General features: G+C 66.0%; 11 protein-coding genes. 2 read left to right on the top strand and 9 right to left on the bottom strand.

The window, feature by feature from the left end; translation table 11 throughout:
* Positions 1 to 30: 30 nt before the first annotated feature.
* Both AC5Y7E_RS20795 and pruA read right to left on the bottom strand, forming a co-directional pair.
* Complete coding sequence (locus AC5Y7E_RS20795) at positions 31 to 993, bottom strand: proline dehydrogenase family protein (RefSeq protein WP_499950585.1); 963 nt, start codon at positions 991 to 993, stop codon at positions 31 to 33.
* A complete protein-coding gene (pruA, locus tag AC5Y7E_RS20790; RefSeq protein ID WP_499950584.1) occupies positions 993 to 2624 on the bottom strand; it encodes an L-glutamate gamma-semialdehyde dehydrogenase in 1632 nt (543 codons plus the stop codon). Before pruA ends, AC5Y7E_RS20795 begins: the two co-directional genes overlap by 1 nt.
* Before the next feature lie 83 nt (positions 2625 to 2707).
* Between pruA and AC5Y7E_RS20785 the strand changes: the two genes are divergently transcribed.
* Positions 2708 to 4303: a PucR family transcriptional regulator gene (locus AC5Y7E_RS20785; RefSeq protein ID WP_499950583.1), complete on the top strand. Its 1596-nt coding sequence runs from the start codon at positions 2708 to 2710 to the stop codon at positions 4301 to 4303.
* A gap of 18 nt (positions 4304 to 4321) precedes the next feature.
* On the opposite strand, the gene AC5Y7E_RS20780 is transcribed toward AC5Y7E_RS20785, so the two are convergent.
* The 6 genes from AC5Y7E_RS20780 to fdxA form a co-directional block, all read right to left on the bottom strand.
* Positions 4322 to 4651 (bottom strand): DUF6955 family protein, encoded by a 330-nt coding sequence (locus AC5Y7E_RS20780; protein WP_499921561.1) that lies wholly within the window; start codon positions 4649 to 4651, stop codon positions 4322 to 4324.
* The gene (sat, locus tag AC5Y7E_RS20775; RefSeq protein WP_499950582.1) at positions 4648 to 5907 is read right to left on the bottom strand and encodes a sulfate adenylyltransferase; all 1260 of its coding nucleotides are present in this window, start codon (positions 5905 to 5907) and stop codon (positions 4648 to 4650) included. Before sat ends, AC5Y7E_RS20780 begins: the two co-directional genes overlap by 4 nt.
* Positions 5908 to 5967: 60 nt before the next feature.
* On the bottom strand, positions 5968 to 6636 hold the full coding sequence (gene cysC, locus AC5Y7E_RS20770; RefSeq protein ID WP_499921563.1) for an adenylyl-sulfate kinase: 669 nt from the start codon (positions 6634 to 6636) through the stop codon (positions 5968 to 5970).
* 255 nt (positions 6637 to 6891) lie between these two features.
* Positions 6892 to 9255 (bottom strand): amino acid permease, encoded by a 2364-nt coding sequence (locus tag AC5Y7E_RS20765; protein ID WP_499950581.1) that lies wholly within the window; start codon positions 9253 to 9255, stop codon positions 6892 to 6894.
* 89 nt (positions 9256 to 9344) lie between these two features.
* Complete coding sequence (gene dapC / locus AC5Y7E_RS20760; protein ID WP_499950580.1) at positions 9345 to 10430, bottom strand: succinyldiaminopimelate transaminase; 1086 nt, start codon at positions 10428 to 10430, stop codon at positions 9345 to 9347.
* A 41-nt stretch (positions 10431 to 10471) separates the two neighbouring features.
* Positions 10472 to 10798, bottom strand: coding sequence for a ferredoxin (fdxA, locus tag AC5Y7E_RS20755; RefSeq protein ID WP_007773662.1), 327 nt, complete (start codon positions 10796 to 10798; stop codon positions 10472 to 10474).
* Positions 10799 to 11173: 375 nt separating this feature from the next.
* Here fdxA and AC5Y7E_RS20750 point away from each other — a divergent pair, with 375 nt between their 5' ends.
* The gene (locus tag AC5Y7E_RS20750; protein ID WP_499921566.1) at positions 11174 to 11497 is read left to right on the top strand and encodes a hemophore-related protein; all 324 of its coding nucleotides are present in this window, start codon (positions 11174 to 11176) and stop codon (positions 11495 to 11497) included.
* Positions 11498 to 11517: 20 nt separating this feature from the next.
* On the opposite strand, the gene AC5Y7E_RS20745 is transcribed toward AC5Y7E_RS20750, so the two are convergent.
* Positions 11518 to 12282, bottom strand: coding sequence for a maleylpyruvate isomerase N-terminal domain-containing protein (locus AC5Y7E_RS20745; RefSeq protein WP_499950579.1), 765 nt, complete (start codon positions 12280 to 12282; stop codon positions 11518 to 11520).
* Positions 12283 to 12290 lie beyond the last annotated feature (8 nt).

The following is a 12290-nucleotide window of genomic DNA, read 5'->3' as shown; positions in this document are numbered from 1 at the left end:
GTGTGCACGCTCAACGCCAAGGATGCACGCTCAACGCCGCTGCGTCAGCGCCCGCAGGAAGAACGCCAGATTGGCCGGCCGCTCGGCCACCCGTCGCATGAAGTAGCCGTACCACTGGGTGCCGAACGGGACGTACACCCGCAGCTGGTTACCGGCCGCGACGAGACTCCGCTGCTCGTCGTCGCGGATGCCATAGAGCATTTGATATTCGAATTCGCCGCTGCGGCGGCCTGATTCGCGCGCCATCTCCGGCACCGCGCTGATGATCTCCGGATCGTGGGAGGCCACCATCGGGTAGCCGGACCCGGTCATCAGCACTCGCAGGCAGGCCAGGTAGGAGTCGTTGACCTCGGCGGGCGCGCGGTGAGCCAGCGAGGCGGGTTCGTCGTAGGCGCCCTTGCACAGCCTGACCCGGGCGCCGGAGTCGGCGAACTCTTCGCAGTCGTCCAGGGTGCGCCGCAGGTAGGCCTGCAGAACCACGCCCAGCCAAGGAAATTCGGTGCGCAGGTCGCGCACGATGCGCAGCGTCGAATCGGTGGTGGCGTGGTTCTCGGCATCGACGGTGACCCACACAGCCGCGCGCTGGGCGGCCGCGCAGATCGACCAGGCGTTCTCCCGCGCGATCTTGTGCCCGTCGCGTCCCAGCGACTGCCCCAGCGCCGACAGCTTGACCGAGACTTCCAAAGGCCGGACTGCGCCGCTCGTGGGACCGAGCCCATCCAGCGCCTCGATCAGGTCCAGGTAGACCCGCACCGCCGCGTCGGCGCCGTCGGGGTCGGCGACGTCCTCGCCCAGATAGTCGACGCTGACGAAGCGGCCCGAATCACGCAGGGCCGCCGTGCAATTCAGGGCCGAGTCAATCGTCTCCCCGGGGATGAACCGGTGCACCACTTTCCGGGTGACCGCCAGCCGTTCGGCGGTGCGGCGCAAGCCATCGCGGCGGCTCGCGGCCATGATCGCCGGGCGCAGCGTGGCGGCGAACAGCCCGGCCATCAGTCGGCGCCCATATGCGGATAGGTGTGGTCGGTTGCGGGGATGAAGGTCTCCTTGATGGTGCGAGCCGACGTCCAGCGCAACATGTTCAGCATCGATCCGGCTTTGTCATTGGTGCCCGAGCCACGCGACCCCCCGAACGGCTGGCGCCCGACGACCGCGCCGGATGGCTTGTCGTTGATGTAGAAGTTGCCGGCCGCGAACCGCAGCCGATGCTGGGCGGTGAGCACGGCGTCGCGGTCGTCGGCGATGACCGCGCCGGTCAACGCGTAGCGAGACCCGGTGTCGACGACGCCGAGGATCCGCTCGTAATCGTCGTCGGGGTACACGTGCACCGACAGCAGCGGGCCGAAGTATTCCGTCGCGAACGACTCGTCGCCCGGATCGTCGGACAGTAATACCGTGGGCCGGACGAAATAGCCTTCGCCGTCGTCGTATTCGCCACCGACGGCGATGGTGACGTGCGGCGCGCCCTTGGCCCGTTCGATGGCGTCGACGTTCTTGATGAAGGCGCGCCGGTCGATCAGCGCCCCCCCGAAGTTGGTCAGATCGGTGACGTCGCCGTAGCGCAACGCCGCGGTCTTGCCCAAAAAGTCGTCACCCATGCGGCGCCACACCGACTGCGGTATGAAGGCCCGCGACGCCGCCGAGCACTTCTGGCCCTGGTAGTCGAAAGCACCGCGGATCAGCGCCGTGCACAACACGTCCGAGCGCGCAGAGGCGTGTGCGACGACGAAGTCTTTGCCGCCGGTCTCGCCGACCAGCCGCGGATAGCTGTGATAGCGGCCGATATTGGCGCCCACCCGCTGCCATAGCTGCTGAAACGTCGCCGTCGACCCGGTGAAGTGGATTCCCGCCAGCCGCGAGTCGTCCAGCGCCACATCGGACACGGCGAAGCCGTCGCCGGTCACCAGGTTGATCACCCCGGGCGGCAATCCGGCCGCCTCGAGCAATCGCATGGTCAGGTAGGCCGACAACGTCTGGGTGATCGACGGCTTCCACACCACGGTGTTGCCCATCAGCGCCGGAGCGGTCGGCAGATTGCCCGCGATCGAGGTGAAGTTGAACGGCGTGATCGCGTAGACGAAGCCGTCCAGCGGCCGGTATTCGCTGCGATTCCATTCCCCCGGCCCGCTGATCGGCTGCTGCGCCAGGATCTGCCGCGCGAACGCCACGTTGAAGCGCCAGAAGTCGATCTGCTCGCAGGGCGCGTCGATCTCGGCCTGGTAGACCGACTTGGATTGGCCGAGCATGGTCGCGGCGGCGATCTTCTCCCGCCACGGCCCGGCCAGCAGGTCGGCGGCGCGCAGGAATATCGCGGCACGCTCGTCGAACGGCATTGCCGCCCAATCGGATTTCGCCGCCATCGCCGCTTCGATGGCGGCGGTCGCATCCGCGTGCCCGGCGTTGGTGAGGGTGCCCAGCGTCGCGGCGTGCCGGTGGGGCTGGACGACGTCGATGCGCTCGCCGTCGCCCATGCGGTGTTTGCCGCCGATGACATGCGGGAGGTCGATCGGGTGGTCGGCCAGAGCGGCCAGTTCGGCGTTGAGGCGGGTGCGCTCCGGGGAGTGCGGTGCGTATTCGTGGACCGGCTCGTTGGCCGGCATCGGGACCTGGGTTATCGCGTCCATGCCGCAAGGATCCCCGCGGCGGGCGCGCAGTGAATTAGCCGATCGGACAAGATGAGCCGCTAGCGGTAGTAAGATCGGACAACATGTCCGGCGTGGGGCTGGGACAGCTGCTACTTGCGTTGGACGCGACCCTGGTGAGCCTGGTTGACGCGCCCCGGGGCCTGGACCTGCCGGTGGCGTCGGTGGCGCTGATCGACTCCGACGACGTGCGGCTCGGGCTGGCGGCCGCGGCGGGTTCCGCCGACGTCTTTTTCCTGTTGGGCGTCGTCGGCGACGAGGCCCTGCGGTGGATGGACAGGCAGACGCGCGAACACGTGCCGGTGGCCATCTTCGTCAAGGAACCCTCGAATGCCTTGGTGGCCAAGGCGGTTGCGGCCGGCTCGGCTGTGGTGGCCGCCGACCCGCAGGCCCGCTGGGAGCGGCTCTATCAGCTGGTCAACCACGTCCTGGAGCATCACGGTGACCGCGCGGACGCGACCGACGACTCGGGTACCGACCTGTTCGGGTTGGCGCAGTCGCTCGCCGACCGCATCCACGGCATGGTCAGCATCGAAAACGCCCAATCGCACGTCCTGGCCTATTCGGCCTCCAACGACGAAGCCGACGAATTGCGCCGCCTCTCCATCCTGGGCCGGGCGGGTCCGCCCGAGCACCTCGAGTGGATCGCCCAGTGGGGCATTTTCGATGCGCTGCGGTCGGGAGGTGACGTGGTCCGCGTCGCCGAGCGGCCCGAGCTGGGACTGCGACCGCGACTGGCCGTAGGGGTCTACCAGCCCCCACCCGACGCGCGGCGATCCCCGGTGTTCGCCGGCACGATCTGGGTACAGCAGGGTTCGCAACCGCTCGCCGACGACGCCGAGGAGATGGTGCGCGGTGCCGCCGTGCTGGCTGCCCGCATCATGTCGCGGCTGACGGCCCGACCATCGACGCACGCCCGCCGGGTGCAGCAACTTCTCGGCCTCGCCGATGCGGATGCGGATGCGCATGTCGACGCGGCCGCCATAGGCCGTGAACTCGGTCTTGCCGCCGACGGCGATGCGGCCGTGATCGGTTGGGACGTGGCGGACGGCTCGCCCCGCCAGGCTCGGCTCGCTGACGTCATTGCGCTGAGCGCCAGCGCTTTTCGTCATGACGCCCAGGTCGCCTCGCACGGTGCGCGAACGTATGTGCTCCTTCCGCAGACGCACAACCGGGCCGTCACCTCATGGGTGCGCGGCACCATCGGCGCCATGCGCGCCGAACTCGGGGTGCAGCTGAGGGCGGCGATCGCCGCACCGATCGCCGGCCTTGCGCGGGCCGCCGCCGCGCGCATCGAAGTCGACCGCGTGTTGGACAGCGCAGAGCGGCATCCGATTTCGTTCGGACAGGTCACGTCGTTGGCCGAAGCGCGTACCGCCGTGCTACTCGACGAAATCGTGACCCTGGTCGGTAGCGACGAGCGGTTGATCGATCCTCGGATCGCGGCGTTGCGCGCTGACGATCCGGTGCTGGCCGAGACGCTGCGGATCTATCTGGATGCCTTCGGCGACATCACCGCGGCCGCGCAATCGTTGCGAGTGCACCCGAACACGGTTCGCTACCGGGTGCGCCGGATCGAGAAGTTGTTGTCGGCGTCGCTGGCCGATCCCGAGGTGCGGCTGCTCTTTTCGCTGAGTTTGCGGGTGCTGGAGAGCGACTAACGCGCTCGGCGACGGCCCCTATTGGCTGTTCGCCGTCTCGGATTCCTCGAGAAAGTGACCCACCACATCCGGGCCGGTGGAGTGCATCTTGATGGAAAGCTCCAGCAGCCTGTCCTTGGCCTGCTTCGGGAGCAGTTCGATCGAGCGGGTGGTCGCCGAGTCGTACTTCGCCCCGGGAAAGCGCTGCAGCAGAACGTCTTTCTGCTCCTCGGTGGCGTAGATCTCGAGCAGCTTCATGCCGGCGAACGCCTCGATCGCCCGGTCCGCCATTCCCGCATTGGCCAGCGCTTCCAGGCGTTCCTCGTTGATCCAGACGTTGACCTTGATCCTCTTGCCACCCGCGCTCATGAGTTCTCCAATTGGTTCAGCGTAAAGACCGGCAGTCTGTCTTTCAGATACTCCTCGGTGACGAACGGCGAACCCTGGCCGTACCTGGCGGCGCTGTCCATCACCACTTCGAACACCTCGTGCCGCATCACCTTTTGGGTCGGCTTGACCTCGTCGGTCAGGATGCTGCGAATCAGGCTGCCGCTGAAGCTTTGTGACTTTTCGTCGTGGCCGCACAGCGCCGAGTTGGTGACCTCCTGGCAGACCGGGCAGTACCAGTTCTCCCGCAAGAACACCGGTTTGATCCCCAGCTCGCCGCGGTGCTGCTTGAGGATGTTCTGGGAATCGTACGGGTGGTAGAAATCCCCGACGCCGGCGTGGTCGCGGCCGAACATGTGATGCGTGCAGCCGAGGTTCGTCCGCAAGATCGCATGGAAGATGGCCTCCCGGGGCCCCGCATAGCGCATGTCCCACAGCGTGAACGACACCAGGTGGACGTCCTCGCGGAAATACCCGCTGGTCCGCAATGCGTTCTGCGCCAACAGGATTGCCTCGTCGATGTAGTCTCCTACACGTTTCTGGCCGATGATGGCATTGACCAGCACACCGGTGTTCAGGTTGTCGACGGGCTGGTCCTCGTTGGCCGCCAGCCAGGCCTGCTTCATCAAGGCCTCGTGGCCGGTGTGCGGAACGTTTCGGGTCTGATGGGCGACCGCACGCTTCCAATCCTTTTTCGCCAGCGCATCCTTGTGCTGCCGCGGAGTCAACCAGAAGCTCTTGAACGGCTCGTTGAACACCGGCTCATTGATGAGCGTGACGTCACCGCCGATGAAGCGATTCGCGTAAGCCAGGGTCTTCTTGACTCCCGGGTGCCGCGGATCGGTGGTCCCGTAGGTCTTTTGGGCCATCCGCTCCAAGTCGTACACGTAGATCTCGGAGACCTCGAAGATCGCCATCGGGGCATCGAGATATTCGAGCACGACGCGTTCGCCCTCTTTCACCCCGAACTTTTCGACGTCTTGCGCGGACAGATCGAAGACGATCGGGATGCTCCACAGCGTGCCGTCGGGCAGTTGAAAGTCGTCCAGCGTGCCATCCACTTCGCGCCGGCCCATGAACCCCGACAGCGGGGTGAAGAACCCGTACGACAGGCTGATCACTTCGTGCGCGGTGGCTTTCGAGATCGGGATGCGCGCCAGCCCATCGATCTGACTCGCCGCATTCTCCGTGGACACCCGTTCCACGATCGGCTTCCCGTTATGACCCTGATAGCTCATGAAAATGACCTCGTTTCGGTAATCAGCGACCGGACGACGCCGTCACTGCCGGACTGTCCGCTACGCGTCTCGGCGGACCGGGCCCGAGATGACGCCGACCCGCTCGAGGTGGGCGATGACCTCCTCGGCCAGCGTGTCCGCGTCCTTGCTGCCGCCTTCGAGCCTCAGTTCCGGTCGCGCCGGTGCCTCATAGGGGTCGTCGATTCCGGTGAATCCCTTGATCTCGCCGGCCCGGGCTTTCTTGTAGAGCCCTTTCGGATCACGCTGCTCGCAGATCTCGATCGGGGTGTCGATGAAGATCTCCTGAAAATCACCGTCGTGCAAGGTGGCCCGAATGGCGTCACGATCGCGAACGTAAGGGCTGATGAAGGCCGTCAAAGCGATGACGCCCGATTCGCAGAACAGCTTCGCGACGGCGCCGATCCGGCGAATGTTCTCCTCGCGATCCTGGGCGGAGAATCCCAGACCGAACCGCTTCGCAAATTCGGGCCCGTGGCGCTCTTCGAGCAGTTCCGGGCCGGCATTGAGCCCGTAGCGGACGTTGTCTCCGTCCAGCAAGAAGCTGCGGATGCCGCGCTCGTAGAGCTTCTGCTCGACGACGTTGGCCACCGTGCTCTTGCCGCTGCCGCTCAAGCCGGTGAACCAGATGACGCAGCCCTTGTGCCCATTGAGGCCCTCGCGCTCGGCGCGGCTTATCTGATGTTCGTGCCAGGTGATGTTGTTGGCCATGTCCAGCTCCTGTTCACGACGTTTCGGCCGCGCGTGCACGCGTGCGCACGAAGCGGGAACCGACCGTCTCGACACACGATGACGAAACCCTTACGGCCACTTACCATCCTTCGCATCGCATCGATCCTGGCCACCCACTTACCCATATTGTTTATCAATCAATCCGGATCAGAACCAGTCCACAAGTAAAGATGGCCAAATTAAACCGGTTTTTCCTGGCGACCATCCTGCGGGAAACCGCCTAGGGCCGCGGAGCTACGTGTCGCTGGTTTGTCCGGAATCCTCGGACTCGGTGTCCTTCGCCGGATCCTCGATGACGTGATAAGTCGGATCGATCAACGACATAGGCCGGTTGCCGGATTGCTTGGGCTTGCCCGTGATCCGCAGAACCTGACCGGGCGCGATGTCGGCCCCACCGTGCCCGGAGCGGAAGGTGACGCCGATTTCGCCGCTGTTGTCGCCTACGACGACGTGGCGGCGAGTCCGCCTGCCTTCGTTGATGTCTTCGATTTGATTCACCCGTCCTTCAAACGTGGCGCGCTGCCCGGGTATCAAACCCGATACGGTGATCAGCGCGGGCCCGCGGTCGGGGTGTTCATACGCTTCCACAACCTGGTCTTCGTCCTGGCTGATCCAGGCCTCCATCTTGTCGAGCTCGCGTGCGACCCGTTGCTCGAAGTTGTGCGGGTAAGCCTGCTGGATCCGCGTTTGCACGTCGTAAGGCACGATCGTCGCCGCGGCGTCCGGAATCAGGCTGACCGCGCGGGAGACTTTGTCCGCGGTGCGGTCGTGCAGAAGGCGACCCAGCAACGGTGCGTACGTGCGGCGCGGTAGTAACACCGTGACGTTGGTGTTCCGATGCTCATCGCGAGCTTTGGCGACCAACACCTGCGCCGCCCGGGTGATCCGCCGGTCTGGGCAGTCCACCACTCGCAACGGGGTGTCGAGTTCGAAGTGGTCCCAGCGCTTTCGCAGCTGCGCCGCGTGGGCCGGGTCGACCATGAAATGCACCGCGATCAACTCGTCGGCCCGCAGTCCCCTGCCGTAGCGCAGCGCCTCGATCACCGCCAGGTCAACGGAGTTCACAAACACGAAGACCTTGTGCCGCGCGTATTTCACCAATTCCGGACGGTCGGTGCGGAACATCTCGAGAATCGCTGCCTCGGCACGGTATTCGCGATTGAGTCGCATCAGCACGAACACCAGCAAGGGGAACACGACGACCACCAGCCACGCACCCTCGGTGAATTTCGCGACCGCGAAGATGCCCACCACGATCGTCGACAGAATCGCCGCGGACAGGTTGATCGCCAGCCGGCGCCGCCAACCCCGCTCCCGATGCGTGAGATGGTGTTTGGTCATGCCGTAGCCGGCCATCGAAAAGCCGGTGAACACGCCGATCGCATAAAAAGGCACCAGCGCGTTCACCGAACCGCCCGTCACCAGCAACAGAAGCACCGACAGGCCGGTCAGCGCGATGATCCCGTTGGAGAACACCAGTCGGTGCCCACGTTTCATCAGCTGGCGTGGCAGGAACCGATCTTCCGCAACGAAACTGGCCAGAGCCGGAAATCCGTTGAAACTGGTATTCGCCCCGGTGAACAAGATGGCGGCGGTAGACGCCTGAACCAGCGTGAAGAAGACGTCGCCGAGCACGCCGTGCCCGAACACCGCTCGCCCGATCTGCGACAAGACCGACGGATATTCTTCCAGATATGGGGTGGCATGGGTGACGTACGCGAGGAAGGCGACACCACCGAGTAAGAAACCCAGAATGGCTGCCATCGCGGTAAGCACCCGACGTGCGTTGCGCCCCTGCGGCTTTCGGAACACGTCGACGGTATTCGAGATCGCCTCGACCCCCGTCAACGACGAACCCCCATTGGCGAACGAGCGCAACAGCGTCAACACCGTGGCGCCCATCACCAGGCCACCGCCCTGATGGACCGGCACCGTCCCGGCCAGGTGTGCCGGGTCGTATACCGGCAGATCGCCGAATAGCGCTCGCACCACCCCAACGATGATCGTCAAGCCGACCATGGCGGCGAAAAAGTAGGTCGCGAACGCGAACTGCCATCCCGCTTCCTTGAGCCCGCGCAGGTTCAAGTAGCAAATCATCACCACCACCCCGACGGTGATTTGCAGACTATGCGGGCCAAGCGCAGGGATTGCGGACACCACCGCAACCGTCCCGGCCGCCGACTGCACAGCCACGGTGACGACATAATCGATCAACAGTGCCGCGGCCGCGACCTGCGCGACCCGGGGCCCGAAATTCTCCCGTGCGACGATGTACGACCCACCCGCTCGGGTGTAGGCCATCACGACCTGACGATAAGACGCGGCGACCAAGACCAAGATCAGCAAGATGACGCCGGTGATGGGAAGCAACAACACGAATGCCGCAAGACCTGCATGCGGCAGCAATTCGATCAAGACCTGTTCGGGGCCATAGGCCGTCGACGAGATCGCGTCCGGCGACAGCGCCCCCAGCGCCACCGGATTCGAAAGCTTTTCCGATGCTAAGTCTTCGGTGATCAGCGGCTTCCCAAGGAACACCCGTTTCGCGATGTCCCCTACCGAGAGCGGGATGCGCAGCTTGCCGGTCGAACTGGTCACGACCACCGTCCTTACCCCGAGAACGTGAAATGCCTCCGATGCATTGTGCACGCAAGGGCGGGCTCTGGATGCCCAGGTGGTGGAGTCGGCTAGGAGAGCCGCTGCACGGCGGCGGCGATCCGCTCATCCGTGGCCGTCAGCGCAACCCGCACGTGCTGCGCACCGCGCGGCCCGTAGAAATCACCCGGCGCCGCCAAGATGCCGCGCTGCGCCAGCCAGGCAACGCTGGCATGGCATGGCTCGCCGCGCGTGGCCCACAGGTAGAGGCCGGCTTCAGAATGGTCGATGGCGAAGCCGGCCGAACGCAGGGCGGGCAGCAGGGCCGCGCGGCGCCGTTCGTAGCGCTCCCGCTGCGCCAGTTCGTGAGCGTCGTCGTCCAGTGCGGCAACCATGGCCGCCTGCACCGGCGTCGGCACCATCATCCCGGCGTGCTTGCGCACGGCCAGCAGTTCGGCGATCACCTCGGGGTCTCCGGCGACGAAGCCGGCCCGGTACCCGGCCAGCGACGAGCTCTTCGACAAAGAGTGGATCGCGATCAGGCCCGTGTGGTCGCCCTCGCACACCGAAGGGTGCAGGATCGACAGCGGCTGGTCGTCCCAGCCCAACCCCAGATAGCACTCGTCGGAGGCCACCAGGCAGCCCCTGTCGCGGGCCCATCCGACCACTTTGCGCAAGTGATCGACGCCCAGGACGCGTCCGGTCGGATTGCTCGGCGAGTTCAGGTAGTACAGCGACGGCGATTGCGGGCCCAGCTGGGTCAGGGAATCCGCGCGCAGCACCCGCGCCCCGGCCAGGCGGGCCCCGACGTCGTACGTGGGATATGCCAGCTCGGGCACCACGATCACGTCCGCGGGGCCCAGGCCGAGCAGCGTGGGCAGCCACGCGATCAGCTCCTTGCTGCCCACCACCGGAAGCACGGCCTCCTCGGTCAGCCCGGTGATGCCGAACCGGCGGTCCAGCGCGGCGACCGCCGATTCGCGCAGCCGGGCGGTGCCTGCGGTGGCGGGATACCCCGACGCCGATGCGGCGGTGGTCAGCGCCTCCTGGATCACGGGGGCAACGGGGTCGACCGGGGTGCCGACGGAAAGGTCGACGATCCCATCCGGATGCGCACTGGCCTGCGCTTTCGCGTCGGCCAGGGTGTCCCAGGGGAACTCGGGCAGAGACGCCGACACCGCCGGCCGGCCCCTTTTGAGCTGGTGGGGCACCGGGCCGCTCAGTCGCCTTCGCCCTGGGGTGGCAGATCCTTGACCACTTGCGGGTCGTTCTCGGTCATGCCCACCTTGGCCGCGCCGCCGGGCGACCCCAGCTCGGCGAAGAAGTCGGCGTTGATCTGCGTGTACTGGCTCCACTGGTCCGGCACATCGTCTTCGTAGTAGATCGCTTCGACGGGGCAGACCGGCTCGCACGCCCCGCAGTCGACGCACTCGTCGGGGTGGATGTAGAGCATCCGAGCGCCTTCATAGATGCAGTCGACCGGGCACTCCTCGATACAGGCTTTGTCCTTGATGTCGACACAGGGTTCGGCGATCGTGTAGGTCACAGACGTCTCCTCCAGGTACTCCGGCTGAAATGTGGGCTGCTGTTCAGCTCGCACCGGCGTGTACGACCGCCTCCGGTGAAGCTTTCGGTTACTGATACTAGACGTTGCAGATACAGGTCAACCATTCGGCGCGCCTGTCGGTTCACCGATTTAAGACCGTCAGTCTCGGACCCTGCGAGGCGACCCCGTTTCGCTGAGCGCGAACGCCGTGAACAAGCGCTGAGCTGCACAGAGTAACGGCCCAGCGGCGGCCTGCGATATCCGTTGCGTCACAAGCACCCTCGCGGGGCCTGGTAATCTCGGGCGAGAGCCGGCAACCGCTTGGCAGATGTCACCGCCGTAGCGCGGTGCATTAATTGGGGAAGGGTTCCACACATGAGGCTGTCGTTGAGCAAATTAGGCGTTGCGGTTGGCAGCGCAGCGGTGGCGTTGACCGCCGCGGCCGGGGTCGCATCGGCCGACCCGGTCACCGATACCACCTGCAACTACGGGCAGGTCATGGCCGCGCTGAACGCGACGGACCCGGCCACCGCCCAGCAGTTCAACCAATCGCCGGTCGCCCAGAGCTACCTGCGCAAGTTCCTCGCCGCGCCGCCGGCGAAGCGCGTGCAGATGGAGCAGGAGATCCAGGCAATGCCGCAGGCCGCGGCGTTCATGGGCACGATCCAGCAAGTCGCCACCGTCTGTAACAACTACTAGGCCGACCGGGCGCGGACTGCTCAGTAACCGCTGAGCAGTCCGCGCACCCGTCCTAGTTTTTCAGCGCCGGCGCGGCTGCGGATGCGTGACGGATCGGCCGGCCTGCGGCCCCACAGCAGCAGCACGCGCGCGGCGGCGTCGGTTTCCAGGGTGGCCGGGCCTTCCGGCTCGGCAAGGCCGATGCTGACCTGATCCGGCTCGGCGGCCAGGACCACATCGTCGGTGCCCTCGGCTCGCAGGCGAGCCTCGATGCGCTCACCCGGACCCAGCAGCTTGGCCCCTTTCACCAACAATGGCCTGCCGACGGCCACGACGCTGTGGGTGGTCATCCACGGCTCGGCCAGCCGGGCCTGGGCGGCCGGCTCGTCGCCGGTGATATCCCAGCTGTGCAGGACGAGTTCTTCGCGCATGTGCTCGGCGAACCAGGGCACTTTCATGGTGCGCCCCGTCCAGGCGACGTCGGTGTCGGCGGGCACGCCTTCGGCCGCCACCGCGACCTCGTTGAGCGTGGCCATCCTGTCGGTCAGCGCGTCCCACAGATCCGCGTCGTTCAAGGCGCGCAACGGGCCCTCGCGCTCCTCGAAGCTGCGGGTGGCCACGGGCTGACCGTCCAGGTGCGCGCCGAGCACCCGCGCGAGTTCTTCGGCGTTTCCGGCCTGATGGACCACGATGTCGCGCACGGTCCAGGCCTCGCACCACGTGCCGGCGTCGGGCCCGCGCCCGCGTACCGCATCCACGAACGGTGCCCACTCGGGAAATCGGTCGTCGTCGATTCGTCGCTTCACGGCCTCGG

It is taken from the genome of Mycobacterium sp. NGS17, assembly GCF_059813205.1.
This window is presented reverse-complemented; position numbering and strand designations above follow the sequence as displayed.

Coding starts and splice junctions, on each gene's coding strand:
- AC5Y7E_RS20795 (WP_499950585.1), bottom strand. CDS start 993: ATGGCCGGGCTGTTCGCCGCCACGCTGCGCCCGGCGATCATGGCCGCG.
- pruA (WP_499950584.1), bottom strand. CDS start 2,624: ATGGACGCGATAACCCAGGTCCCGATGCCGGCCAACGAGCCGGTCCAC.
- AC5Y7E_RS20785 (WP_499950583.1), top strand. CDS start 2,708: ATGTCCGGCGTGGGGCTGGGACAGCTGCTACTTGCGTTGGACGCGACC.
- AC5Y7E_RS20780 (WP_499921561.1), bottom strand. CDS start 4,651: ATGAGCGCGGGTGGCAAGAGGATCAAGGTCAACGTCTGGATCAACGAG.
- sat (WP_499950582.1), bottom strand. CDS start 5,907: ATGAGCTATCAGGGTCATAACGGGAAGCCGATCGTGGAACGGGTGTCC.
- cysC (WP_499921563.1), bottom strand. CDS start 6,636: ATGGCCAACAACATCACCTGGCACGAACATCAGATAAGCCGCGCCGAG.
- AC5Y7E_RS20750 (WP_499921566.1), top strand. CDS start 11,174: ATGAGGCTGTCGTTGAGCAAATTAGGCGTTGCGGTTGGCAGCGCAGCG.